Consider the following 25,696-nt stretch of genomic DNA (forward strand, 5'->3'; position numbering starts at 1 on the left):
GGTGGTTCTTTTACTCTACAGAGATCACAAAGGTCGGATCTCCCAACTGCTCTATTTTTTCTTTCTGGCTGCTGTCTGCCCCAACCTCCTGCAGGCTCTGGCAGGAAAACAGCGGTGTAAACTCCTCGATCGGAACACCCTGCAGACGCACGACCTGTAATCTCGGCAGCTTTGCCAGTGGCGAAATGTCTGTTGCATTTGTACCGTCCATACAAAGCACTTCCAGTCTTTGCAGATGTTCAATTCCGGCTAGAGAGTTGACACGCCCCTCATTTACAAACAGATTCTGTAAATTTTCCAGACCACTGACGATCTGAAGATCTGTACCGAAATAACCGCCCCATAAAGATAACATGCGCAGTTCCGTCAGATTCGGAATCTCTTCATAAAAATTTTTCTGCTCCGCTCCGGTATACAGCTCTGTCAGACTCTGCATGGTGGAAAGCACTCCAAAAGACTCATCTTCCACGTAAATTCCCATTGCATACAGATTGCAGATGCTGCTGTCTTCCAGAAAATCAAGTGTTTCATAATTATTTCCGCAAAGTGCAAGTCTGGTCAACTTCGTGCAGCCTGACAGCTGCGGCACTTTCCTGACCGGATTGTCTACCAGATACAGTGTTGTCAGCTCCTGCATTTTCTCAACAGGCGAAAAATCCTCGATCTGATTCCCACACACATACAGTCCTTCTATCGAAAGTTCCTGTAAAGGACTGATATCTGTAATTTTCTGGTTGCATAAAAATACTTCTTTCAGGTTCGGCAGATTTGTCAATACCGACAGATCCGTGATTCCTCCGTTGACCATTCTGTCATTGAATCCATCCTGATATACAAGATTCTCCAGATCTTCCACCGGTGTTTCCTCCGTATAGATCTGATCTCCGATCACAGCGATCCTCGTAATGTCGGAAAGCATGCCTTTTGTCACCTCATCGCTTCCCGCAGTTTCCCGGATTGCCTGCAGCAGAAGCGGATCGCCCTCGAGTGTAACGATCTCATCGGGATCTGCCTGAGCCGACGGATCCTCTGCAGTCTCATCCTGCTGTACTGCCTGTCCTTCCGCTAAGGCGGTCACGTAGTCTTCCGCTTTCGTATTTTCCGTTTTCTGAAATCCCGTCCGGAAGAATAATGCGCCTGCCAGAACGAGCAAAAGCACAATGCTCTCGATCGCCAGAGCAGCTTTCAGCCATTTGTTCTCTCCCCGTTCGGTCTGTCTTCTTGCACTTCGGAATGCCAGTAAAAGCGCCTGCACATTCTGATAACGGTCGGCAGGATCAAATGCGGTCGCCTTTTTGATGATGCGCTGCAGTCGCTTCTCCGTCAGCGGATCATATCCCACCTGATATTCTTCATAAAGATATTCTGCGATCTTGCCGATCCCGAACACATCTGTCCGCACATCGGTCTGTGCATAACCGTATTGCTCCGGTGCAGCAGAACCTTCTGTTCCGAAAAAGACCGTATCCTTCTTTTTTGTCCCATCATATTCCCGTGCGGTTTCAAAATCGATCAGATGCACATGCCCTCCGGCATCAAGGATCAGATTCTGTGGTTTCATATCCCGGTGCAGGATCACCGGATCCATGGCATGCAGCCTTGCAACAGCCTGGCAGATCTCCTCTAAGATCTCCAGTTGTCTTTCCGGTTTCAGATACGGATCTTCCGCCACATATTCTTCCAGATTCTTTCCTTCCATATAAGCACGCAGCAGATAGACATAGCCGTCCGCCTTATGCAAAGTTGCCCGCTGATACAGATTCGGATAGCGTTCCGCCAGCCGCCCCAGCTCTTCATACTCTTTCTGCAGACTGTCTCTGTCTTCTCTTTCTTTTCTGCATTTTACGATATACTTTTCCTGTGTTTCTTTTTTCTGCAGCAAATAGCAGCTTTTCTCCTCCTGTGCATAATAACAGGAAAGCACAGAATACCCGTCCTGTAAAAAGACGGGCAGTTTCTGTGCTGCCTGCTCTGTATAATTTTGCAAAAATTCATCTGCTATTTGGCTGTTTTGAATTTGGCGTTCGCCGGTATTCCTTTCTTTTTCAGCCATTTCTTATAATCCTTTGCTTTATTCTTTGGCATCTTCACGGTTACTTTTGCTTTCACACCCTTAAATGCATTCTTTCCAACCTTGGAAGCCTTCAGTTTTGTTGTCTTAAAGGTAATACTTGACAGCTTTTTGCAACCATAAAATGCGTTTTTGCCAATCTTCTCAATATTTTTGCCGATCGTTACTTTCGTGATTTTCTTATTTCCTTTGAAAGCGTTGGCTGCGATCGATGTTACCTTATAGGTTACCCCGTCGATCGTGACTGTCGCAGGGATCGTAACGCTGCCCTTCACATTTTTCTTTGCCTTTGTATAAGCAACACAGCCTTCTTTTGCACCGGATTTTGTTACCTGATAAGTCACACCGCTCTTTGTCAGCTTTGTACCCTTCTTCTGTGGAGTCGGTGTTGGCTTCGCAGATGGTGTTGGCTGCGCAGACGGTGACGGCGTAGGTGCAGGTGTTGGCTGCGTGGATGGCGTAGGCGCCGGTGTCTCTGCTTTTTCTTCCATGACTGCGATCGCATAAGTAGAATACTTGTCAGAGCTTGCATATAATCTGCCGTTCTCATAGCTGACCGGGATCTCATCCGCCTGCTCTCCATGGTATCGGAACAGCTTTAATTTCAGTTTACCAGTACCAAGCTGTTTTTGTAAAGCTTCATCTACCGGAATAGAGAAGGAAACCGCCTGCTTTGTTTCTTCTACTTTACGTTCCTTCTGCTTGCCGATCTGCAAAAGCAGATTCAGATCCAGTGGGATCAGATCCTTTACCGTTCCGCTCTTTTCTGCCAGTTCCCTGAGCTTATTGATCTCATTTTTGATCTGTGCATTTGCTTTTGTGGCATCAATCTGATCTACGGTAAGCTTCAGATTCGCATTTTCCCCACGGATATAAGCCTTTTCTTCTTCCTCTGTCAGATCCGGCAGAAGGTCAGACACATTGCTGTCCTCTGCGATCTTCAGCTCCGGTTTTTTGCCGCCTGCCGTATAACCGCCCGCAACAGACGCTTCCGTCTTTGCCAGTACACAATTTACAGTCATAGAGACTTCCTGCGATTCATCCCAGCAGGAATGATCTTCTTCGTTGTAGTATCTTACCAGATGATAAACAGAAACATCCTTCTCTCCTATGCTGTCTGCATCAAAACTCTCTTTTTCCTGATAAAAATATCTTACAACCTTATACAGATCCCAGAAATTTTCCTCCTGCATCAGGGCTGTATCCAGTTTTACCTCTTCGCCGTCTTCCACTCTTGTTGCATAACAGTAAAGTGTCATAATAGATACTTTGTTTTCCGAATTCGGATAGAAACCGATCTGCAGATTCGGCTCCTCATCCTGCCAGTCGCCGGTAATTTTCAGATTGGTCTTTGCATCTACATAAATCTGTGGCATAGCGTAAGAAGTACGGGATGGCATTTCCATTGTATAGATCGGATCCGGTTCTGTAGGATCAAAGCCTCTGTCATTTACCAGTTTACCGGTTATGTAGTATTTATCGTCTTCTGTATCCTTTTCCACATAAGTCCAGCCGTTTTCTGTCCAGGCAATCAGGACGGATTCTGTGTTATCCTCAGTATCTTCCTGATCATCCAGATAATCCGTTTTTCGTAAACTTGCTATTTTGATATCATATGACTGCTCAGTTCCCCTTTTATAACAGATTTCCGCATCCATACCGGAGTCCATGCAAATGCCTTTGATGCTGTCCGGTGTTTTTACATACTGTGCGGTCTCTGCATTTTCCGCATAGGCATCTATGTAGCTCATGGTCATATAGATATACCCGGTATTCTTTACCTGATATTGCTTACCGGCCCATTCCACCAACTTGCCGTCTGCCGCAAGCAGTTCTTCCATAACGCCCTGCATGGTATCTGCGTGTACCCAGTATTCAAAGCCGCTCGGGAACTTCTCAGTCTCCTCTTCCATAAAATAAGGAGAACCTGCTTCATAGGAAGCCTTTGTCACAAAACAGCCTGTAAATCCGGTTCTTGCTTTTCCGTCTTCCACCACAACAGCTTCCGCCGGGCTCAGATTCAGAAAACTTTCCTGTCTCCATGCATTTTCCCCTGCATTACAGCGCACGGATGCTTCCAGTGAAAAATATGCATCACAGTCTTCCGAAATTGTCAGCTGATAACTGCCGTTTTCAAGCTTCTCACAGCTGACATAATCACATTCGCCGTTCAGGACGTTCATAACCGTCTTTTCTGTTTCCTGATTTTCATTTTCCCCCCATTCACTTGCTTCCAGCTTCAGATCGGAAACTGTCATATCTTCATCCTGTCTTTTCTGCACATGCAGATACAGCGTGCTGTTATCAGTCTCTCCGACTGCCAGGGTACCACCGTACTGAAATTCTCCTGTCAGAATACTGTCTTCTGCCGGCTCCGGTGTCGTATAGAATCCGACCATCGGATATCCTACATAGATCGTTACCGGCTCTGTATCTGTATCAACCTTTTCTTTTAAAGCAACCTGATAGGTCCCGGTTTTTGTAAAGCTTGCATCTGTGATCTCTGCGTTTTTCTCATTTTCCTGCAGCGTACCGATTCCTTCCGTTTCCAGGGAACCATCGTCCTTTACATAGGAAAGTACCAGATCGGATGCCTTTACGTTTTCCGTTCCGCTATTCTTTGCGAAATAAAAAGACATACCCGGAAGATCTGCCTGATGCTCCTTACTCCACTGTTCATCACTGTCCGGATTTTGTGACGGTACACCATCATCATTCCAGAGTAAATCAGTCTTGGCAGCAAGTCCTTCATATTCTGCCACTGCCACATCGTCCCAACTGACCGGCAATCCATTTTCTATATCTTCATAATGATCTTCTTCCAGTACCTGTCCTTTTACATAGATGGAAAAACATTTCCCCACACAGCTTTTCGGAATGGTGATCTGCCAGATCGTATTTCCGTTTCCATCTGTCTCCGGTTTACCGACTGTAAAATATGCATCATGTTCTGTCATTTTTTCATCGTCCTGATCCAGATAGAAAGCAACATCCTTCACATCCCTGTCTGTGATCATATAGAACATGCGTCGTTCATCCTGCGGATCTTCCTCTGATTTTCCATAGATGCATTCTGTCATAAAACTGTCTGCACTCCTGGTTTTATCTCTGAAAAACGCAAATGACGGATAACTTACCGTGATCGTGACATAATTATTTTCTTCTCCGCAAGTTAGCTCAGAACAACTCACACGATAAGTGCCAATCTCAGGAAATGTAATATGTACCAGTTCTTCTTCTACACCGGCAGCTTCAAAAATCGGATCATCATCCAATGCGGGGATCTGCACCCATTTCGGTTGATCACTTTCTTCATTCCATCTGTAAAGCTGCAGCTTATCAGCAGTTATTATCTCCTGCTTCTGTCCGTCTGCATCAAAGCTTTTGAACTGATAGGTACCTTGCAGATCTCCCCACCAGACTTCTTTTTCAAACGCCGCGCCGTCATTTACCGCAGGTTCTTCTCCGTCCCAGTTCATATCCCAGGCGATCCCAAGACCGCTGACCGTATCCTGCTGCGGTTCCTGCTCTTCTTCATTTTCATCTGTCGTTTCTGCATAAGCAGCTACCTGATAAAGCGGCAACGATGTCACCATCATACATACCGTCAGAAAACAGGACAGCCACTTTGCCAGTTTTTTCGTCATACGCAATTCCTCCCTTTCTTTTGCTGCATTTCTGCAGCTTTCTATTGCCATCGTACCATAACCAATATATGTTAAAAAGTGGACAAAAATGCCCACTTCCACTTATTTTACACTTGCGCCACGCAAAAAAGAGACCTTATCCAACCGGATAAGACCTCTTTTTCTTCTATATGGACTTTTATTTGTTCATCAAAAGATCGTCAAAGTAGGCGATCGTCTTTTTCAGACCTTCCTCCAGATTCACTGTCGGCTCCCAGGAAAGCTCCTTCTTTGCCAGATCGATCACAGGACGTCTCTGCATCGGATCATCCTGTGGCAGCGGTTCAAAGACGATCTTGGAACTGCTTCCCGTCAGATCGATGATCTTCTGCGCCAGCTCCAGCATCGTAAATTCGCCCGGATTACCGATATTCACAGGGCCTGTAAAACCGTCCCTGCTGTTCATCATACGGATCATGCCTTCGATCAGGTCATCGACATAACAGAAGCTTCTCGTCTGCTCGCCGCTTCCGTAAATCGTAATGTTTTCATTTTTCAGTGCCTGCACAATGAAGTTGGATACCACTCTGCCGTCATGTGTGTTCATTCTCGGCCCGTATGTATTGAAGATACGGATCACCTTGATGTCTACCTGATGCTGGCGGTGATAGTCAAAGAACAGTGTTTCCGCCATACGTTTTCCTTCATCATAACAGGACCGGATACCGATCGGATTGACACAGCCTCTGTAGCTTTCCGGCTGTGGATGGATCTCCGGATCTCCGTACACTTCACTTGTACTTGCCTGCAGAATCCTTGCATGGACACGCTTTGCCAGTCCCAGTGTATGCAGTGCGCCAAGCACACTTGTCTTGCCTGTTTTGATCGGATCATACTGGTAATGGATCGGACTTGCCGGGCACGCCAGATTGTAGATCTGGTCTACCTCTACATAGATCGGCTCTGTCACATCATGTCTGATAAATTCAAAATACGGATTTCCCATCAGATGTCTGATATTATCCTTTGAACCTGTAAATAAATTGTCAATGCAGATAACGTCGTTCCCCTGTTCGATCAGTCTGTCACACAAATGCGACCCTAAAAAACCTGCTCCCCCTGTTACAAGAATACGTTTTTTCATGTTCCTAAAATCCTTTCCCATCTCCTGCTATTCTACCGTTACGCTCTTGGCAAGATTACGCGGTTTATCTACATCAAGTCCTTTTGCTGCTGAAATATAATATCCGATCAGCTGAAGCGGAATGACCGCCAGACTGCCGATAAAATGATGATCTACCTTCGGAATATAAGTGACAAAATCCGCCGTATCTTCCATTTCGTAATGTCCGTACGTTGTAATACCCATCAGATATGCCCCTCTGGACTTACATTCTACCATATTGGAAAGTGTTTTTTCATAAAGCTCATCCTGTGTCAGAATACCGATCACCAGTGTACCGTTTTCGATCAGACTGATCGTTCCATGCTTCAGTTCCCCAGCAGCATACGCTTCGGAATGGATATAAGAGATCTCTTTCATTTTCAAAGAGCCCTCTAAGCTGATTGCGTAATCGATTCCACGTCCCACAAAGAATACATCATGTGCATTGGCGAATTTTGCCGCAAACCACTGCAGACGTTCTTTATTTTCCATGATCTGCTCGATCTTATCCGGAATTGTCTCAAGCTCATCCAGATATGCTTTGCAGTCTGCATCCGTCACTTCTCCTCTTACCACACCAAACTTGATCGCAAGCAGGTATGATACAATAAGCTGTGCTGTATATGCCTTTGTTGTGGCAACGGAAATCTCAGGACCGGCCATTGTATAGCAGACATAATCCGCTTCTCTTGCGATGGAAGAACCGACCACATTGACAATCGCCAGTGTTTTCAGCCCTTTCTTCTTGGCCTCTCTGAGTGCTGCCAGCGTATCTGCCGTTTCACCGGACTGTGAGATCAGGATGACAAGTCCGTTCGGATCCAAGATCATATTCCGGTAACGGAATTCGGATGCCAGTTCTACACGGACAGGCAGTTTTGCCAGATCTTCTATGACATATTGTGCTGCCATTCCCACATGCCATGCAGATCCGCATGCCACAATATAAATCTGGGAAAACTGGCGGATCTCTTCATCCGTCAGTCCGACTGTGGAAAGATCGATCTCATCCTCTTTTCTGAGAGAATGCAGTGTATCCTTGACAACCTTTGGCTGCTCATGGATCTCTTTCATCATAAAATGCTCATAACCGCCCTTTTCCGCAGCCTGTGCATCATAAGTGATCTCTACAACTTCCTTTTCGATCACATCGCCGTTCAGATCATAGAAGGTTGCACCTTCCGCAGTGATCCTTGCCATTTCATCGTTTCCGATATAGCAGACTTTTCTTGTATGGTTCAGGATCGCAGGAACATCGGATGCAACAAAAGTCTCACCTTCTCCGATACCGACAACCATCGGACTATCTTTTCTTGCCACATAGATCTCATCCGGGTAATCTTTGAACATCACCTCAAGTGCGTAAGAACCACGCACGCGGACGATCGTCTTTGCCAGCGCATCAATCGGACCGACCTTGTATTTTTTATAATAGTAGTCAACCAGCTTGATCATGATCTCTGTATCGGTGTCACTGTAAAATTCATAGCCGTGGCGCAGAAGTTTTTCCTTCAGCTCCTGATAATTCTCGATGATACCGTTGTGTACACCTACGACCTCTGATTCTACAGGGCCGGATGCAGATCCGGTACAATTACCGGATACATGCGGATGTGCATTTGTTTTGGATGGGATTCCATGGGTTGCCCATCTTGTATGTCCGATACCGCAGCAGCCGGAAAGTGCCTTGCCGCCGTCCGTTTTATCTGATAAGTTCACAAGCTTTCCGGTTGCTTTTACAACCTCTGCAAGTTCTTCACCGTCCCGCACCGCAAGTCCGGCTGAATCATAGCCTCTGTATTCCAGTTTAGAAAGTCCTGCAAGCAGAATCGGTGCTGCCTGCTTATCCCCTACATATCCAACTATTCCGCACATAGTCTGTTCTCCTTTTCTAGCTTGTTACCTTTATGTATTTCATAAAAGCTTCTTTAAAGTAAAAATCATATTGCAGCCCGATCCGATCCAGGCTTTCACTCGGGACAAAGCCGCCTGCCATTGTTTTATGGCCGCCGCCCGATCCATATCCAAAAAGTGCCGCCGCTACCAGTTTGCCGGCATCTACTTCCTCCACCTCACTGCGGACGGAAAATTTCAATCCATCCTTTCTAACAGAATATACGATAGATACATCCACAACGTCAAGTGCAAGGATAAAATCAGATATAATCGCAATGAGTGCATCCGGACAGTCAAACGGAATGGAAGCAAATCCGGTCCTGTCATATATCTTTATATTATCGATTGCTGCCGCATATGCCTTCAGATCCTTAAATTCCATGACGTTTTTATACATTTCCTGCAGTTTCTCCACATCTGCCGTCTCAAAGGCATACGCAAACATGTCTGCATCAAAAGCTGTTGCACCTCTTGTAAAATCCGCTGTATCCATCTTGATCCCATAAGCAAGTGCCGATGCTACGAGCGGCGGGATCTCTATCCCCATTTCCCGATAATAGGAAACAACGATCGAGCTGCAGGCACCTACCATCCGGATATCCTGATAATGATAGCCGCAGTCCCGTACCTGTGGGTGATGATCGACGCATGCCACCTCATCTCCGGGCAGATCCGTAAAATTGGTATTGTACTTCTGTCCGTCCACCGTCACGATATAATCCGTTTCCTGCATATCGGATAACAGATCTGCATGCAGGATCTCCATGGAAAAAGTTGTCAGCATCCGCTTTGTACTCAGCTTATCGATACTGCCGTCATAACAGAGGATCGCATCGATCCCGAACTGCCGCAGAAAATACTGCAGACCGTAAGCGGACGCGATCGCATCCGGATCCGGGAAATTATGCGTCTGGATATAAGTCTTATGTCCTTTTAATAATACGATCAGATCCTGTGGATTTTGTTGCCCGTCTTTCATTTTTCCGTTACCCTCTTACATCCAGAAACTGTGCCTGTCCGTGAATCCGCATGGTGACGGAATCTGCCGGTACAAAAATACAGTCTCCTTTATAAAATGTGATCTGTCCGCCCGGATAACTGATATTCCCGCAGCCGCTCACACAGAGCAGGACGCGGAATGACATCTGATCCGACAGATACGTTACGATCTGTCTTCTTTCCGTGTTGACGATCATTCTGTATACTTCAAAATACTTGCATCTGCACAGACATTCGGAAGCCATTCCCTGCTGGTATTTCAAAATACGGAGCGGCTGCCGCGGCTTTGCGCTGCTTTTCAGATTGGCAACCTCCAGTGCCTTTTCAATGTGCAGTTCCCGTTTCTTTCCGTTTTTATCTTCTCTGTCATAATCATAAAGGCGATATGTCAGATTGGAATTCTCCTGGATCTCCGCCACAAGTGCGCCTGCACCGATCGCATGGATCGTTCCCGCTTCTATAAAGAAAAGATCCCCTTTTCTGATCGGAACATATTGCAGATATCTGGTCAGCTTTCCTTTTTCGATCGCTGCCCGGATCTCTTCCTTTGTACAGTCCCTTCTGAGCCCATACACAAGCCGCGCATCTTTCGCAGCATCCAGTACATACCACATTTCCGTCTTGCCGAGCTGTCCGTGCTCATGTTCCTTTGCATAAGCATCGGTCGGATGTACCTGTACGGACAGATCTTCTCTGGCATCAATAAATTTGATCAGCAGCGGCAGATCCGTACGTCCCATATGACGCGATCCTAAATATGTTGAATTTTCCGAAAGGACCTGCCCAAGCGTCTGCCCGGCAAATTCACCCTCTGCCACAAAGCACGGTCCATCCGGATGAGAGGAACACTCCCATGTTTCTGCCAGCGGAGACATTTCTATTCCTTTTTCAAATTCCGTATTCAGTCGCTGACCGCCCCACAAATAATCTTTGCCGGAAGGTCTTAACAATAATGGCTTATTCATCAATACTCCAATTCTACTTATTCTTTGCCATCCCAGCAGTATGTGCATAACTTGCATTTATCAATGCCGACTGCATCCAGCATATCATCAAGTCTGTTAAATCGCAGGGATGTAAAATGCAGTTCCTTGCAGATTTCATCTACCATCTTTTCATATTTTTCAGAGTCCGGATCCGTATATTCCTGCAGAACCTCCTCTGTTACATTTCCGTTTTCCAGTCTTTCGATCACTCTTCTTGTGATCAGATCCATTTCCGAAGAAGAACGGGAGAAGTTCAGATACTTGCAGCCGTATAAAAGTGGTGGACATGCAGGTCTGATGTGTACTTCTTTTGCACCGCTCTGGAATAAATACTCTGTTGTTTCCCGCAGCTGCGTGCCTCGTACAATGGAATCATCGATCAGAAGCAGGCTCTTATCACGGATCAGCTCCTCTACTGCCAGAAGCTTCATCTTTGCGATCAGATTACGCTGGCTCTGGATCGTCGGCATAAAGGAACGCGGCCACGTCGGCGTATATTTGATAAACGGTCTGGAGAACGGAATGCCTGACTGATTGGCATATCCGACTGCATGGGCGATACCGGAATCCGGAACACCTGCAACGATATCCGGCTTTACATTATCACGTTCTGCCATCTTAGCACCGCAGTTATAGCGCATCTGTTCCACGCTGATCCCCTCGTAAGAACTTGCCGGATATCCGTAGTATACCCAGAGGAACGTACAGATCTTCATATCTTTTCCCGGCTGCACAAGTGTCACGCAGTTTTTATGCGTCAGGACTACGATTTCTCCCGGTCCGAGTTCTTTATAATCCTGATAGCCAAGATTTTTATAAGCAAAGCTTTCAAAGGAAGCACAGAATGCATCCTCTTTCTTGCCGATCACGATCGGCGTTCTGCCCTTCTCATCTCTTGCACAGTAAATACCGTTCTCATTCATCAGCATAAGAGACAGCGATCCATCGATCGTCTGCAGCGCATACCGGATGCCTTCGATCAGGTTGTCCTTCTGATTGATCAGTGCTGCCACGAGCTCCGTTGCATTGATATCTCCGCCGCTCATTTCCAGGAAATGGGAGCAGCCGTCACCGAACAGACTTTTTACCAGTTCTTCTGTATTATTGATCTTGCTAACGGTTGTGATCGCATAAGTTCCGTGATGGGAACGCACGATCAGCGGCTGTGGTTCATAATCCGAGATACAGCCGATCCCATACCAGCCCTTCATGTTCTGCATATCTTTATCAAACTTTGTACGGAACGGTGCGTTTTCTATATTGTGGATCGCACGGTCAAAACCTTTTTCTCCCCAGACTGCCATACCACCGCGTCTTGTGCCCAGATGAGAATGATAATCTACGCCAAAAAACAAATCAAATACACAATCTTCCTTTGCTGCTACGCCAAAAAAGCCACCCATTTTCTTTCCTCCATGCTTTTATCTTCTGTCTTATACGTTTTCTGCTTCTGCATTTCTTGTCTGTGTAAATTTAATACCTGCCACGATACCGATCATCACAACAATCGCGATCAGCAGTGTGAGCCATTTATTACCAATGAGCGGTGCTGCCAGATAAGCCAGACAGGAAACACCTGCACAAAGCACAACATACGGAAGCTGTGTGGAAACATGCTTCACATGATTACACTGCGCTCCCGCTGACGCCATGATCGTCGTATCGGAGATTGGAGAACAATGATCGCCGCATACCGCACCTGCCATGCAGGCTGAAATTGCAATGATCATCAGAGAATAATTTCTCGTCTGCAGGACATTTACAACGATCGGGATCAGAATACCGAACGTTCCCCAGGAAGTTCCTGTTGCAAAGGCAAGGAAACATGCAACAAGGAAGATGATAACCGGCAGGAACATATCAAATCTGCCCGCTACGGACTTCATTGCAGCAGCAACAAACTCCTTTGCACCAAGGCTGTCTGTCATTGCCTTTAATGTCCATGCAAATGTCAATATCATGATCGCCGGAACCATCGCCTTGAAGCCTTCCGGAATACATGCCATACAATCAGAAAAGCTGAGCACTTTTCTTACCACATATAAAAGGATTGTAAAAATAATACCAAACATACTGCCAAGTGCCAGTCCGACAGAAGCATCCGAATTGGAAAATGCCGTTACCAGATCTGTACCGCTGAAAAAGCCACCGGTATACAACATACCGATCACACAGCAAATGATCAGACAGATAATAGGGATCATCAGATCAATCACTCTTCCCTTTTTCATACCTTCTTCTGCCTCCAGCTCCTGCTTATGATCGCCCTGTCCGTCAGAGAACAGATCTCCCGCAAGTGCATTTGCCTCACTGGTCTTCATAGAGCCAAACTCTACCTTGAAAAGCACCATGCTCACCATCATCACAATTGTCAGGATTGCATAATAGTTATACGGGATTGCCTTTAAGAACAGCCCAAAACCGTCTTCTCCTTCTACAAAGCCGCTGACCGCCGCTGCCCAGGAGGATATCGGCGCAATGATACAGACCGGAGCTGCTGTCGCATCGATCAGATATGCCAGCTTTGCTCTGGAGATCTTATGCTTATCCGTTACCGGTCTCATAACGCTGCCGACCGTCAGACAGTTAAAATAATCATCAATAAAGATCAGCACACCGAGCAGGATCGTCACAAGCTGTGCACCCACTCTTGTCTTGATATGACTGCTTGCCCATTTTCCGAATGCGCTGCTTCCACCAGCTTTATTCATAAGTGCAACCATGCCACCGAGAAGTACTAAAAATACCAAAATACCTACATTGTAGGAATCGGATAATACCGATACGATACCGCCGGAAAATACATGAATGACGGTTCCTTCAAATTTGCCGCCGGAATACAGGATACCACCTACCACGATTCCGATAAACAAAGAGCTGTAAACCTCTTTGGTGATCAGTGCCAGACTGATCGCTACCAGAGGCGGTAAAAGCGCCCACGCCGTTGCGAATAACGCCGGCGTATATTCCGCTGCCTCTTCCGCTTCCTCGGCAAATGCCGGCAGACACCACATTGCTGCAAATACGACTGACAGTAATAAAACCCTCCATACAGCATTTTTCACTGCCTCTCTTCTTTTGTTCCTACTCACTTTTTTTCTCCCTTAGTTTATTTTTTAATGCCAGTAAGGCTTCTGATCCTTATGCGAATATCCCTTTAGTTTTTCCGCATACACCGCAAGCTTCCGTTCATACTCCGCTTTTGGCTTTTCCTTCAGCTTCCCCTGACTGCACATTTCATCATATGCTTCCCGAAGTTCTGCCAGATTTGCCTGCGCAGAATCCTTATAATTATTGGACAGATTCATCTGCAGGCGATTGATGATCTCATCCAGCCTTTTTTCTTCTTTTGACTGTATCCGAAACAATTTCATAAATGATTCCTCCTGCCTGCAAGCGCACTCTGACGCTTTACAGTTTAGCACAGATTCCCGTATTCTACAATCACCACATTTACCAAAAAAGAGCTGCCGCTTCTGCGACAGCTCCTGTCAGTATTTCTTATTTTCTGTTTAAAGTATACAGATATTCGTAATCCTCTACTGTTTCTTTTGTCTTTTTATTTTGCAGCGTGATACGGATCTGTGTTACCGGGAAAAGAGAATTGTATGCATACTGGCTCTCATACTCCGTTCCCTCGCTATACTTTCTTGTATATTTGCGCTGTTTGATCAGTTTGATCTTTCCGTTATTTTTAATTTTTTTGTAAGTATAGTCACCGGTTTTGGCATCAATACCGGTTGTATACTCAATAGATACGATCTTATATCCTTTTGCTGGAGTTACCTTTAGCTTACCACTTGTTTTGTTTGTAAACGGATCATAGTAATATAACTCTTTCCCTGCATATTTTACATTCTTAATGACAGGTTTGTAAAATTTATAGCCCTTTGCTATCACCGAAATGGAACAGGTCTGGACAAATTTTCCGTCTTTGTACACATCAAAGGATACAGCTGCCTTTCCGGCTTTCTTAGCAAAATAAGAAATATAATAATCCGAAATATAATCCGCATAAGATGATTTGTATCGTCTTGTTGCAGTCAGTGCTACTTTTATATTTTTATTGCTGGATCTTACATTCTGAACCGTAAAACCTTCGCGGTATATATCAATTTGTGAATATCCGCCGCCACCGCCGTAGAAGCTGTAGTTGCTGTAGTTCACATCTGCCATGCCAACCGTAAACTCGTGCTTCTTTTCATATTCGAGTGCTACACTGTCCTCTGTATACTCATATGTATATGGTGTTTTTACATAGGAATCTGTTTCTGCATCATACAGTTCATCATAATAGGTCTCTGTATAGGTTGTGTGCTCCATTAATCGCATTCTGCTGTCAGACCATTCTGACTGTTCCAGCTTATAAGTATGCGTCTGTGTTTCTTCTGCATCTGTCTGTATCTGCATACCAAGTACAAGGGCAGCAGCCAGAAAAAGTGTTGTTCCGAAAGAAATCAGTTTTTTCTTATTCATAGTGCCTCTCCTTTACTTTACATATACAAGATAAAAATTATAAGTTACCGTTGTTTTTAACAGGGTATCATATACCACCACACGCACAGGTGTTACCGGATTCATGTAATTCACATCCACGATATTCTCGGAAGTATCGCTTTCCGACCACTTATAGCTGAACTGATACTTGGTAGACATATCCAGCTTTAAGGTTTTGTTGTTTGCCTTTTTCCTGGCAACCTTCAATGTTTCATTGTCTACAAATTTACATACATCCACACTCTTCAGCTTGAAAGTCGGATTCATCTTTACAGATAACTTTCCGCTTTTCTTGCTTGTTGTATTATTCATTCCGTAACCCAGATACTGTTTTCCGTATGTTACGCTTGCAAACGGATAACTGTCATTTGTGGCATAGATCTTGATCTTTTTCGTGCATTTCTTTTTGCCGTTTTTGTTCTTGATCGTAACGGTAGCAGTATAAGTGCCCTTTGCTTTTGCAAGGAATGTGATCTCGGAACGGTTGTAATAATTCACTGAAATATTATCATTCAGTTGTGCACTGTATGTTTGCTTTGTTGTATTGACTGTCGTGACCTTTGCGATCAGATTCGGACTGCTCGTTTTAACGCCTGCCACATAATCACCGCTGGTTGCCAGGTATACATCTGTACTCTCATAACGCTGGTTGAGCGCTACACGCATTGCAGTCCTGCTGCACACATTGTTTTTCTTATCATACTGATAAGTGGTTGTTTTGGTTTTTGCCTGTGCGTTGACCGGCGCAAACAGCATACCGGCAAACAATGCAAATGCAAAGACCATGATAAGTTGTCTCTTGAAATTTTTCATGGTATCCTCCCTCTCTTCCGGCTTCTGCCGGATACTACATTTATTTTAGCATTCTCTGCTCACACATGTAAACAGAGTTTTCCTCTTTTTTACATGTATTACATTCTTTTTTCAGACGCCCTCTGTACTGTCTTTGATGAATATGATCTTTAAAGTCAGGAAGATCAGGTGGATATCCATTAAAAATGAATAATTGCTGACATAGATCAGATCCAGCTTCAGTTTATCGATAAACGAAGTATTGTACTTTCCATAAATCTGTGCATAACCGGTCAGCCCTGCCTTCACACGTGTACGGTAGGCAAACTCCGGTACCTTTTTGCAATTCTTCTTAATCAGTTCGGGTCTTTCCGGACGTGGTCCCACCACACTCATATCCCCCTTTAAGATATTAAAGAACTGCGGCAGTTCATCAATACGCATACTACGGATGATCTTCCCGACCGGTGTGATACGGCTGTCATTTTCCTTGGCAAGCTGTGCCTTCCCGTCCTGTTCGGCATTTACAACCATACTTCTGAATTTGCAAATCGCGAATTCACGATTTCCTTTTGTACAGCGGATCTGTTTATACAGAACCGGTCCTCTGTCATAAGCATAGATTGCTATCGCCGTGATCAGCATGATCGGTGACGTAATGATAATACCCGTCAATGAAATCACAATGTCCATTGCGCGCTTCATAAAACGCTGTGCCAGCGAAATATCTGTATTCTTACAAATATAAAGCGGTGTATCCACCAGATTCATCTCATCCGAAGACTTGATAATGATATCCGAGATCTTCGGTGGGAAATATACTCTCTTTCCCTTTTCAAAGCAGAACTTCAGGATCTGGTTTCTGACCTCATCCGGCAGATCATTTAACAGGATCGCATCATATTGTAAGATGTTTTCTTTGATTTCATCCATATTATTATCACAGCTGATCGTTTTATCAAATTTATATTTAGCACGATAGCCGGAAAGCCGGATATCCAGATTATTTTCATGGGAACCGACTATATTCAGCATCCGATACGCCGGAATGACCTTCCGGTAAAGATCTGTTCCAAAATTCGTCAGAATCAACAGCAGCACAAGCTGCACAGCATACAGTTTGACATACGTCAACAATATCACACCAATGTGCTTTACACGGCCAACCATTAAGATCGTGATCATGCTCTCTACAACATTCAGCCCGAAATAAGCAATCCACTGGCCGATCAGCAGATGAGATTTTCTGCCGAGTCCGACCTGAAAGCCATTAAACACATACATAAAGATCCATAAAAGCAGCAGGTAGATGATCCACATCAAAATATTACCCTTATGTAAAAAGCTTTGCCTAAGCAGCTTATTCAGACTATGATTCCACGCATAAACAAAAGGAAGCAGTGTAACAACTGACACCAGTATCTGCCAGAAAAAGCGATATATATGTTTTTTTGATTCGGTATTTATCTTTGTATTCATTGTACTCCTCAATCTGCCCTGACGGATGTATTCTGTTTTATCAGCCATTTGCCAGGCTTATTTATTATACACCATTCCTATCAGCTCGTCTATTTCTTGTTTCCGTATGTCTCTTCCATATTTCCCGTATCACATCTGCCAAAATACAGCCGATCATACAACCGATCCCATTGTGGATCATATCATCCCACTCAAAAAGACCCCTGCACAGGATAAGCTGCAGACATTCTATTGAAGCAGACACAAATCCACCTGCCAGAAACCCTTCCCACCATGTTATCTTTCTGTTTTTTATAAAGGGAAGTAATAAACCAAATGGAAACAGCAGTACCATATTCAGTAAATTTTCCTGCAATAGAAGGTTATGCGGCAGGCTTCCCAGCCGTCCGTTCTTTCCAATATGCCAGATTTCTTTCCAGGACCAAAAGAGTTCCAGCTGATATTGCCTCGTACCCGGCGTTCTGGTAAATACGGTAGATGCATAGACTACTGCCAGAAAAGCAAGAGCCAACAAGCTACAGAAAGCCTGCTCCTTTCTGATTCTTCCGGCTTTCACCAGCCTGACAGCCAGCACAAGAGCCGCTGCAAATACAACCAGAAAAAAGAGTAGTTCCCTTTTTGTCCATATTCTGTTATGTGTTATTATGATCTGATGCAAATCCATCTTTTCCCCTTTTCCCCGTATGTCAGTTCCTATCCGCCACTCAGATAATAGACTTCCGCATTTCCCCAGCAAGATCCGCAAGACTGCCATATGTATACTCTACATAAGGCATCAGTTCCTCTGTAACCGGTGTCAAGTCAGGAATCATAACAGTATGACAGCCAGCCGCATGTGCACTTTTTACCCCATTGGGGGAATCCTCAAACGCAAGACAGTCCTCCGGCATAACTTCCAGCCTCTCTGCTGCATAAAGATAGACATCCGGGAATGGTTTTCCTCTCTTTACCGCTTCCGTCGTAACGATTGTTTCAAACAGCCCATCCAGACCAACACTGCTGAGATGCATCTGTGCACGGTTCTGCGGGGAAGCTGTGACAACCGCAGCTTTTATCTCTCTTTTTCCCAGTTCTCTTATCAGGCGGTGCACACCCGGTTTTCTCTGTAGAGGTTCTTTTCTGACTTTTTCTTCCATAATCTCCTTACGCCGCGTTTTGACGCGCTCATAAGCTGTCGCATCGTCAAACCATTTGATGAATAACGCATTGGCAAGTTCTTTATCCAGACTCCGCAGCATAAGAGCCATTTTCTCATCAAATGCATAACCAAGCTCACACGCTGCCTGTATCCAACAATCACGATATACCCTTTCCGAATCGATCAACAGACCATCCATGTCAAATAACGCTGCCTTTATCTTTTGAACAGAATTTTGAAGCATACAGAATCCTCCCTGTATTTTTACTTTCAGTATGCGCAATTAGTCTAACATAAATCCGTTTTTGTAACAACCTGACCGATTGATATAACGATCGGTCTTCCGAAGGCTTGCACAATCATCCAATTCCCGATATAATATATAATAGTAGTTTTCTACTGATAAACGATACAAATATAATAATATTTCATTGGAGTGAAAAAACATGATCAAATTACCTAGAAGGCCAAAATTGGAAGGCGATGCACGTATTGAATACGGTATTATCAATCTTATGAAAAACAAAGGGTATTACAATTGCCGTGTAGTAAAAACATTAAAAAACGGAGCAAAAGTTTTTCAGATGATGGACAAAAACGACCATCCATGCTCTTGTATCTGGGCGCAGGCAGATGAAGAAAACTGGGTAAAGGTTTCTGAGATTGCCACAAAAGATGAAGCAACGATGATTGATCTTTATGAGCTCAGCCTGGAATCAGCGAATAAAGAATCCCATACACCGTAAGGTGCATGGGATTTTTACTTTCCACAAGATTTTATACTATGCTGTCTCTTCCCCTTTTATCCCACTTGGATGCTGTCCGACCGGATGGAAAGTCGTGACAATTTTTTCTACCATTTCAACGATTCCCGGATCATTCTCATAACTTGCTTTTGCAAGCTCCTCCAGATCCTGTAAAAACTGTGGCACATCAAACGGTATCGGTTTCCCGATATGAATCAGTTCATTATCGGTTTTCTTCAGTCCCTCTTCTGCCATCAGTTTTTCTTCATAAAGCTTTTCACCCGGACGAAGTCCTGTATAAACGATTTTAATATCTTCATCCGGTGTATGACCGGAAAGTTTAATGAGATTTCGTGCCAGAGTATCAATCTTGACAGGTTCTCCCATATCCAGCACAAAAATTTCACCGCCCCAGGCAAGCGTACCTGCCTGCAGAACCAGACTGACTGCCTCCGGAATTGTCATAAAGTATCGAATAATATCCGGATGCGTTACGGTTACGGGGCCACCTGCTTCAATCTGTTTCTTAAAAAGCGGAATCACAGAACCATTGCTTCCTAATACATTACCAAAACGTACAGCCACAAATTCTGTTCTGTTTCCATCCGAACGCTCACTCCGCATATGATCCAGACTAAGCGCTTCTCTTCTGTCATCATCTTCCGGATGATCCATGCTGTCAGGCATATGTTCGCCAATTTCCTTATCTACATGTGCATGCAGAAAAGGCAGGAGATCCATACGTTTTTCCTTGCTGACCATATCCATACTCTGAATCACCATCTCACAAAGTCTCTTGCTGGCACCCATAATATTGGTTGGATTGACAGCCTTATCTGTACTGATGAGCACAAATCTTTTTGCACCGTATTTCAATGCTGCATACGCGGTTTTATAAGTACCAACTACATTATTCTTGATTGCTTCATTCGGGCTGTTTTCCATCAACGGTACATGCTTATGCGCAGCTGCATGGAAGACAAGTTCCGGTCTGTAGGTTTCAAAAAGCCAATTGACACGACGGCTGTCCCTGACCGAACCAATCAGCACAACCAGATTCAGTTCCGGAAATTTCTTTTTCAGTTCCTGCTCAATATCATAAGCATTATTCTCGTAAATATCAAAAATAATAAGCTGCTTTGGTTTATGTCCCGCAATCTGTCTGGCAAGCTCGCTTCCGATACTGCCGCCACCGCCTGTGATCAGGATTACTTTATCCTGAATATATGCAAAGATTGCATCCATATCCACCTTGATCGGTTCACGCCCGAGAAGATCCTCTACCGCAACCGGTTTCATTTTACGCAGAAGCACTTCTCCGTTTGCCAACTGATAAACACCCGGCAGTCTCTTAATCTCACAGCCTGTTTCTTTACAAATTGTCATATATTCTCTTACTGTTTCCGCACTTGCTGTCGGAATCGCAAATAAGATCTGATCAATATTATATTTTTCTATATTCTGAAAGATGGTATCTCGATTGCCTGCCACCGGAATACCTTCCAGGTACATTCCGATCTTGTGTGGATCATCATCAATAAAACAACAGGCAAAACCATCTGATTCTTCTGAGTTATTTAGTTCGCGGGCTATCATATGCCCCGCAGCACCTGCACCAATGATCATGGCATTATGCCGTTTTTTCCCTTTGTTTTCTTTTCTGCTACGTTCCAGGCTGATGAAACGATAAGAAAAACGAAGTGCGGTAATCAGTATAAACTGCGCAACCGCTCCAACCATATAATAAGAAATAGGCATTCTCTTCACAAATATCGTGATGCATACGATCTGTACAATCGTTGTGGAAAGAGAAGCTAACATAATACGATTCAATTCATTAAAACTGGCATATCGCCATAAACTGTTATACAGCCTGCAACAATAAAACAGAACAATACAGACTGCCGTATAAAACGGTGCGAATTTTAAAAACGCATTCAGGTATTCCCCCGGAATGTGAGAAAACTGAAAATCAAACCGTAATAAAAGTCCAAAAAAATACGAAAAATTCACTGCAACAATATCATAAATAAGCAAATAAAATGATACCATATTCCAGTGTTTTTTTTCGTGTCCGGTTATTTCTGTATGTAATTCCTTCTGCTCATCTTTCTGCATAGATATCTCTCCTCATATATTCAGGCCGCGCCATTGCGTCCCCCCGGCCTTTTCACTGGGTTTACAGGGTTTAACTGACAAGGCCGAAGCCTTGTCAGGACCCTCAGATACATTCAATGTACGGTAAGATTATTTTACACGTTTAATCGTTCCCTTGAATCCTGCTTTCTGAAGAGCTTTCTTGTATTTATTGAAAGCACTCTTGCTCAGACCCTTTACATTGATTGTAATCTTCTTCTGCTGTTTCTTTGTCAGACCCTTAAATGCGTTTTTCTCGAATTTAACCTTGTTTCCTGAAACAGTGATTGTTTTAAGGTTTTTAGCGTTTTTAAAAGCACCCTTTTTAACAGTTGTTTTGCTCTTTGCAGCAAAAGTAATTGTTGTTGTCTTCTTGTTAATAGCGCCTGCTTTAATTGTCTTTACAGACTTAGAAAACTTAACAGCTTTCTTTGCCGGAGCTTTAGAAACAGTCTTCTTTGTAACTACAGTAACTTTTACTGGAGTTGTAGGGCTCTTTACAGCTGTTGTATCAGCAGCAAATGCTACACTTGAAAGAATTAAGCTGGATGCTAAAACACCTACTAAAACCTTTTTCAGTGACTTGAACATTGGATTTATCCTCCTTTCCTCAAAGAATATTTATGAAAACCGCAAAGCGGATTTCACCGACTATACCTGTCATCCTATCCTATTACTTCTTATCGCCATAGTAGCCATAGCCATAGCCGTAGCCTTTACCATAGCCATAGCTCTTTCCGTAATAGCCGCCATACTGCTTGTAATAATAGCCGCCGCCTGCACCTTTGACACGATTCAGGACTACACCCAAAAGCGGACAGCCGGCCCGTTCAAGCTGCAATGCTGAGTTTTTTACAATATTCTTTGGTGTTGCATTTCCTCTGACTACCAGCACTGCACCATCGCAGAGCGATCCGATCCTCTCTCCGTCAGATACGAGATTCAACGGCGGTGCATCTACAAATACATATCGATAGTTTGCAGCCAGCTGATCCAGCATTTCCTCAAACTTGTGGTTTTCAAGCAATATACTTGGGTTTACAACATTATCATTATTTGGCAGGATATCCCCGTGTTCATACTGTGTATGAAGCACTGCCTCCTCCAGTTTTATGTCATTGGCAAGATAATAAGAGCTTCCAAGGATCTTACTGCCGTCTTCTTTTTTCAGCCCATACTTATCTACCATAACGGACTTACGCATATCCGCATCTACCAGAATACTGTCAACACCGGTCTCTGCCATCTGACGCCAAAGCTGCATTGCCACAAAGCTCTTTCCCTCATCAGGCATTGTGCTGATTACCATAATCTTCTTAACATCTTCTCCCAAAAAGCTCATGTTGACACGCAGTCTGTTGACTGCTTCCTCTATCGCATAAGGAAGGGTCGGCATATTTTCGATTGTAATCTGATTTTTCCGGTTCATTTAATTGCCCTCCTTCTGCTTTTGTTTTCTCTCTTTTTTCTTTTGCTTACGGATTTCTTCCTCTGCCTTATCATCAATACCTTCCAGATTTCCTTCCGGAATAACCGTAAGTGGCATAACACCAAATGCTTTCTCCACATCCTCTGCAGATTTAAAGGTATCATCCATAATAAATCTCACTACCAGTACACCGCCGACAAGGATCAGGGCAAGCAATGCTCCTATGATCGTATTTTTCGGCAGACTCGGTGAGCTTTTATGCTTTGGTGTAATCGCAAGCTCTGCAATATTCGGTGTTGCGGTCTCCATAACCTCAGGCACGTAGGATACCGCCTTATTGGCCAGTGCATTGGCAATATCTCTTGCCTCCACCGGATCGGTCGATTCAATCGTGATTGCCAAAAGTCTTGTTTTATTGATTGCACCGATTGTTGTCATAGCAAGCAGTTCATCATATGTATAATCCAAATGCAGTTCCTCAATGATCTCTTCGAAGATCGGTCTGACCTTTAAAAGTTCTACATAATCATCTGACAAGGAAGTACCCAGATTTAAATCAGACAGATTAACAATGGAATCACTTGACGCCGATACCATGTAGACCTTTGAAGTCGCCTGATATTTGGGGGTGATCAGAAAATATGTGATCAGTCCTGCTATCACTGCACCTACAGCAAATGCTGCAAGCAGCCATACGATCTTTGCCTTTAAGTAGTAAAATAATTCCAAGAGATCAATCTCTGTCTCTTCATTCTGATTTTGCTGCACCTGCAGCTTTTCATTTTGCTGACTCATGTTTGTTGTTCCTTCCGGCTGTTTTACTGATTTCTGTATTCCGCTCTATTTTAATCATCTTCGGATTTTCCGGTATCGACAAGCGGATAAAGTTTCATGACATTCTCTTTTAAAGATGTCTCATCTGCATAAAATTCATTATGCACCTGCCCATCTCCAAGTCTGTCATTCCCCAGTTTTGTTTCTCCCTCAATCTGTAAAAATCCCAGTGACTCATACTGATCCATATTTTTAGCAAGCTTTGTGATCGCATTCATATTCAGATCAGATGTGGCATATGTCATGATCTGGTCATACGCTTTTGCGAGAAATTTCGCATCCTGCGCATTCTGCTCCCGGATTTTTTTCGTCGCTGCTTCCAGGTAGGCTTTCTGCCTTCTCATACGACTGAGATTTGTTCCATCCCCGACTTCCATCCTTCCTCTCAGAAAGATTGCTGCCTGTTCATCCGTAAGCGTTATTGTCTCTCCAGGCTTCATCTGTACATCCTCTGCTGAGAAATCATCTTCAAGCGTCACCGTGACACCTCCAAGGACATGATTCAGATCAGATATATGATCCATCGGAATGGCAAGATAACCACCAATCGGGACATCATGTAAATAGGTAGAAACGGCATTCACTGTATTGATACAGCTTTGTCTCTTAGATCCGCCGTATGCATGCGCCAGACAGAGATACATTTCATTGTACATATCCACATCGCCGCTTTTATCCATCATCGGGATCTCAGCCACACTATCACGGTTCAATGCAAGAAATCCATATTTCTTATCTGTTTCATCAATTACCATAAGCATCAGGAAATCCGCCATAGAGCCTTCGTACTGTTCTCCTTTGACATTTTCATTTCCACTTCCGTCTGTTCCCATGATCAGATAACTTTTTACCGGATGGTCCAGCTCATAGATTTCACCATCAAATACAATGTCATTATCACTGGTCAGATAAGCATCTTCTCCATCGGTCTCGACCGTATTTCTTTCATCGATCTTCTGCAGCACTACGTAGAGAACTACGATCAGAATGACGAAAACACCTATTCCCAATATTATCTTTATCTTTTTTGCTTTGGTCATAACCCAAGTAACCTTTCTCCGAGACTGTCGATCCGATCCAGCCTGTCCGTACCGATTTTTTCCCCGATCACCGCTCTGCCCATTTTCAGATTTGGCTTTCTGACAGTCATATTGTGCGCATCCGATCCAAGCAAAACATCCCGATCCTCTGCCAATAATGAAAGACATTGTTTTTTCTTCTTTCTGCCTGCAAAATCAGTCAGCTTATCTCCTTCCAGAAAACTTCCGGCATTCAGCTGCACGATAAGAGGAAGCGCTAACACCTGTCTCATAACTTTACTGTCCTTTTGAAACTGAAAATACCGTTCGACATGAGCCAGAATCACAGTAAAATTTCTTTTGGTTACCAAAAGTTTTACGTCCTCAAAAATAGCTTTTGTCCACTGGCAAAAAGGCATTTCCAATAGTAACAGATCCGTTCCCTGTACACAAAGTTCAGATACCATCTCTGCCTTACCAATACCACCAAAATAGTATACTTCAGCGCCCAAGAAGGTTCTTAGATTCATATTTTCAAATTGTACTGCTGATTGTAAGTGTGAAAAGCTGTTTGCCCGCTTTTCCAAGAAATGACCTACGGAATCCCTCTGCGCATAAAAATGCGGTGTAAATATGATTGTGTCTATCCCCTGATTCATTTCCTCACTGATGAGAGCTTTAGACTCTTCTATATTCCTGCTGCCATCATCAATCCCCGGTAAAATATGACAATGAACGTCTATCATTGGTGTATCTCCATTTAATTGAAAGGTCCTTATATATTGTACCAATGTCAAATTATACGCAATAATGCATTTTCTGTCAAGCATTGTCAAAAGCCGTCACACACATTGTCACATATATAATTCCATCTATTCCGGTC

Annotated in this window: 21 protein-coding genes; 1 reads left to right on the forward strand and 20 read right to left on the reverse strand. The window is 44.0% G+C overall.

Translation table 11 applies throughout. From position 1 onward, the window contains the following. Window positions 1-10 precede the first annotated feature (10 nt). The 14 genes from KQI22_RS09355 to KQI22_RS09420 all read right to left on the reverse strand — a co-directional run bounded on the left by KQI22_RS09355 (window position 11) and on the right by KQI22_RS09420 (window position 18,893). The gene (locus KQI22_RS09355) at window positions 11-2,053 is read right to left on the reverse strand and encodes a protein kinase domain-containing protein (protein WP_216551809.1); all 2,043 of its coding nucleotides are present in this window, start codon (window positions 2,051-2,053) and stop codon (window positions 11-13) included. After that, complete coding sequence (locus tag KQI22_RS13985) at window positions 1,999-5,718, reverse strand: leucine-rich repeat domain-containing protein (RefSeq protein WP_305854761.1); 3,720 nt, start codon at window positions 5,716-5,718, stop codon at window positions 1,999-2,001. The genes KQI22_RS09355 and KQI22_RS13985 overlap by 55 nt, the downstream gene beginning before the upstream one ends. Window positions 5,719-5,896: 178 nt before the next feature. Further along, the gene (locus KQI22_RS09365) at window positions 5,897-6,841 is read right to left on the reverse strand and encodes a UDP-glucuronic acid decarboxylase family protein (protein WP_022004808.1); all 945 of its coding nucleotides are present in this window, start codon (window positions 6,839-6,841) and stop codon (window positions 5,897-5,899) included. A 27-nt stretch (window positions 6,842-6,868) separates the two neighbouring features. Next, a complete protein-coding gene (gene glmS, locus KQI22_RS09370; protein WP_216551810.1) occupies window positions 6,869-8,737 on the reverse strand; it encodes a glutamine--fructose-6-phosphate transaminase (isomerizing) in 1,869 nt (622 codons plus the stop codon). 16 nt (window positions 8,738-8,753) lie between these two features. Beyond that, window positions 8,754-9,737, reverse strand: a complete 984-nt coding sequence (locus KQI22_RS09375; protein WP_216551811.1) for a DHH family phosphoesterase — start codon at window positions 9,735-9,737, stop codon at window positions 8,754-8,756. A gap of 7 nt (window positions 9,738-9,744) precedes the next feature. Then, entirely contained in the window at window positions 9,745-10,722 is a 978-nt protein-coding gene (manA, locus tag KQI22_RS09380; protein ID WP_216551812.1) for a mannose-6-phosphate isomerase, class I, read from the reverse strand. Window positions 10,723-10,739: 17 nt separating this feature from the next. After that, window positions 10,740-12,146 (reverse strand): amidophosphoribosyltransferase, encoded by a 1,407-nt coding sequence (locus KQI22_RS09385; protein WP_216551813.1) that lies wholly within the window; start codon window positions 12,144-12,146, stop codon window positions 10,740-10,742. A 30-nt stretch (window positions 12,147-12,176) separates the two neighbouring features. Next, a complete protein-coding gene (locus KQI22_RS09390; RefSeq protein WP_216551865.1) occupies window positions 12,177-13,757 on the reverse strand; it encodes a Na+/H+ antiporter NhaC family protein in 1,581 nt (526 codons plus the stop codon). Between the two features lie 102 nt (window positions 13,758-13,859). Beyond that, window positions 13,860-14,117, reverse strand: a complete 258-nt coding sequence (locus KQI22_RS09395; protein WP_216551814.1) for a hypothetical protein — start codon at window positions 14,115-14,117, stop codon at window positions 13,860-13,862. A gap of 127 nt (window positions 14,118-14,244) precedes the next feature. Next, complete coding sequence (locus tag KQI22_RS09400) at window positions 14,245-15,219, reverse strand: hypothetical protein (RefSeq protein ID WP_216551815.1); 975 nt, start codon at window positions 15,217-15,219, stop codon at window positions 14,245-14,247. Between the two features lie 12 nt (window positions 15,220-15,231). After that, complete coding sequence (locus KQI22_RS09405; protein ID WP_216551816.1) at window positions 15,232-16,053, reverse strand: hypothetical protein; 822 nt, start codon at window positions 16,051-16,053, stop codon at window positions 15,232-15,234. Window positions 16,054-16,164: 111 nt separating this feature from the next. Then, complete coding sequence (locus tag KQI22_RS09410) at window positions 16,165-17,511, reverse strand: exopolysaccharide biosynthesis polyprenyl glycosylphosphotransferase (protein ID WP_253293588.1); 1,347 nt, start codon at window positions 17,509-17,511, stop codon at window positions 16,165-16,167. A 64-nt stretch (window positions 17,512-17,575) separates the two neighbouring features. Beyond that, window positions 17,576-18,175 (reverse strand): VanZ family protein, encoded by a 600-nt coding sequence (locus KQI22_RS09415; RefSeq protein WP_216551817.1) that lies wholly within the window; start codon window positions 18,173-18,175, stop codon window positions 17,576-17,578. A gap of 40 nt (window positions 18,176-18,215) precedes the next feature. After that, window positions 18,216-18,893, reverse strand: coding sequence for an HAD family hydrolase (locus tag KQI22_RS09420; protein ID WP_216551818.1), 678 nt, complete (start codon window positions 18,891-18,893; stop codon window positions 18,216-18,218). Window positions 18,894-19,095: 202 nt separating this feature from the next. Here KQI22_RS09420 and KQI22_RS09425 point away from each other — a divergent pair, with 202 nt between their 5' ends. Next, on the forward strand, window positions 19,096-19,395 hold the full coding sequence (locus KQI22_RS09425) for a hypothetical protein (RefSeq protein ID WP_216551819.1): 300 nt from the start codon (window positions 19,096-19,098) through the stop codon (window positions 19,393-19,395). Between the two features lie 36 nt (window positions 19,396-19,431). Here KQI22_RS09425 and KQI22_RS09430 read toward each other — a convergent pair whose 3' ends face one another. From KQI22_RS09430 to KQI22_RS09455, 6 genes are all read right to left on the reverse strand, one after another. Continuing rightward, window positions 19,432-21,513, reverse strand: a complete 2,082-nt coding sequence (locus tag KQI22_RS09430; protein WP_216551820.1) for a polysaccharide biosynthesis protein — start codon at window positions 21,511-21,513, stop codon at window positions 19,432-19,434. 129 nt (window positions 21,514-21,642) lie between these two features. Beyond that, a complete protein-coding gene (locus KQI22_RS09435) occupies window positions 21,643-22,122 on the reverse strand; it encodes a leucine-rich repeat protein (RefSeq protein WP_216551821.1) in 480 nt (159 codons plus the stop codon). Between the two features lie 82 nt (window positions 22,123-22,204). Further along, the gene (locus KQI22_RS09440; RefSeq protein WP_253293589.1) at window positions 22,205-22,960 is read right to left on the reverse strand and encodes a CpsD/CapB family tyrosine-protein kinase; all 756 of its coding nucleotides are present in this window, start codon (window positions 22,958-22,960) and stop codon (window positions 22,205-22,207) included. Next, window positions 22,961-23,755 (reverse strand): YveK family protein, encoded by a 795-nt coding sequence (locus KQI22_RS09445; protein ID WP_216551822.1) that lies wholly within the window; start codon window positions 23,753-23,755, stop codon window positions 22,961-22,963. It lies immediately after the preceding gene. Between the two features lie 50 nt (window positions 23,756-23,805). Beyond that, window positions 23,806-24,834 carry an LCP family protein gene (locus KQI22_RS09450; RefSeq protein WP_216551823.1) on the reverse strand — a complete coding sequence of 343 codons (1,029 nt, stop codon included), beginning with the start codon at window positions 24,832-24,834 and terminating at the stop codon, window positions 23,806-23,808. Next, window positions 24,831-25,559, reverse strand: coding sequence for a CpsB/CapC family capsule biosynthesis tyrosine phosphatase (locus KQI22_RS09455; RefSeq protein ID WP_216551824.1), 729 nt, complete (start codon window positions 25,557-25,559; stop codon window positions 24,831-24,833). Before KQI22_RS09455 ends, KQI22_RS09450 begins: the two co-directional genes overlap by 4 nt. Between the last annotated feature and the right edge of the window lie 137 nt (window positions 25,560-25,696).

Source organism: Kineothrix sp. MSJ-39 (assembly GCF_018917935.1).
Classification (GTDB): Bacteria; Bacillota; Clostridia; order Lachnospirales; family Lachnospiraceae; genus CAG-194.

What these genes read in the sequence shown, in the direction of transcription:
- KQI22_RS09355 (WP_216551809.1), bottom strand. Translation starts at nt 2,053, where the DNA reads ATGGCTGAAAAAGAAAGGAATACCGGCGAACGCCAAATTCAAAACAGC.
- KQI22_RS13985 (WP_305854761.1), bottom strand. Translation starts at nt 5,718, where the DNA reads ATGACGAAAAAACTGGCAAAGTGGCTGTCCTGTTTTCTGACGGTATGT.
- KQI22_RS09365 (WP_022004808.1), bottom strand. Translation starts at nt 6,841, where the DNA reads ATGAAAAAACGTATTCTTGTAACAGGGGGAGCAGGTTTTTTAGGGTCG.
- glmS (WP_216551810.1), bottom strand. Translation starts at nt 8,737, where the DNA reads ATGTGCGGAATAGTTGGATATGTAGGGGATAAGCAGGCAGCACCGATT.
- KQI22_RS09375 (WP_216551811.1), bottom strand. Translation starts at nt 9,737, where the DNA reads ATGAAAGACGGGCAACAAAATCCACAGGATCTGATCGTATTATTAAAA.
- manA (WP_216551812.1), bottom strand. Translation starts at nt 10,722, where the DNA reads ATGAATAAGCCATTATTGTTAAGACCTTCCGGCAAAGATTATTTGTGG.
- KQI22_RS09385 (WP_216551813.1), bottom strand. Translation starts at nt 12,146, where the DNA reads ATGGGTGGCTTTTTTGGCGTAGCAGCAAAGGAAGATTGTGTATTTGAT.
- KQI22_RS09390 (WP_216551865.1), bottom strand. Translation starts at nt 13,757, where the DNA reads ATGTGGTGTCTGCCGGCATTTGCCGAGGAAGCGGAAGAGGCAGCGGAA.
- KQI22_RS09395 (WP_216551814.1), bottom strand. Translation starts at nt 14,117, where the DNA reads ATGAAATTGTTTCGGATACAGTCAAAAGAAGAAAAAAGGCTGGATGAG.
- KQI22_RS09400 (WP_216551815.1), bottom strand. Translation starts at nt 15,219, where the DNA reads ATGAATAAGAAAAAACTGATTTCTTTCGGAACAACACTTTTTCTGGCT.
- KQI22_RS09405 (WP_216551816.1), bottom strand. Translation starts at nt 16,053, where the DNA reads ATGAAAAATTTCAAGAGACAACTTATCATGGTCTTTGCATTTGCATTG.
- KQI22_RS09410 (WP_253293588.1), bottom strand. Translation starts at nt 17,511, where the DNA reads ATGAATACAAAGATAAATACCGAATCAAAAAAACATATATATCGCTTT.
- KQI22_RS09415 (WP_216551817.1), bottom strand. Translation starts at nt 18,175, where the DNA reads ATGGATTTGCATCAGATCATAATAACACATAACAGAATATGGACAAAA.
- KQI22_RS09420 (WP_216551818.1), bottom strand. Translation starts at nt 18,893, where the DNA reads ATGCTTCAAAATTCTGTTCAAAAGATAAAGGCAGCGTTATTTGACATG.
- KQI22_RS09425 (WP_216551819.1), top strand. Translation starts at nt 19,096, where the DNA reads ATGATCAAATTACCTAGAAGGCCAAAATTGGAAGGCGATGCACGTATT.
- KQI22_RS09430 (WP_216551820.1), bottom strand. Translation starts at nt 21,513, where the DNA reads ATGCAGAAAGATGAGCAGAAGGAATTACATACAGAAATAACCGGACAC.
- KQI22_RS09435 (WP_216551821.1), bottom strand. Translation starts at nt 22,122, where the DNA reads ATGTTCAAGTCACTGAAAAAGGTTTTAGTAGGTGTTTTAGCATCCAGC.
- KQI22_RS09440 (WP_253293589.1), bottom strand. Translation starts at nt 22,960, where the DNA reads ATGAACCGGAAAAATCAGATTACAATCGAAAATATGCCGACCCTTCCT.
- KQI22_RS09445 (WP_216551822.1), bottom strand. Translation starts at nt 23,755, where the DNA reads ATGAGTCAGCAAAATGAAAAGCTGCAGGTGCAGCAAAATCAGAATGAA.
- KQI22_RS09450 (WP_216551823.1), bottom strand. Translation starts at nt 24,834, where the DNA reads ATGACCAAAGCAAAAAAGATAAAGATAATATTGGGAATAGGTGTTTTC.
- KQI22_RS09455 (WP_216551824.1), bottom strand. Translation starts at nt 25,559, where the DNA reads ATGATAGACGTTCATTGTCATATTTTACCGGGGATTGATGATGGCAGC.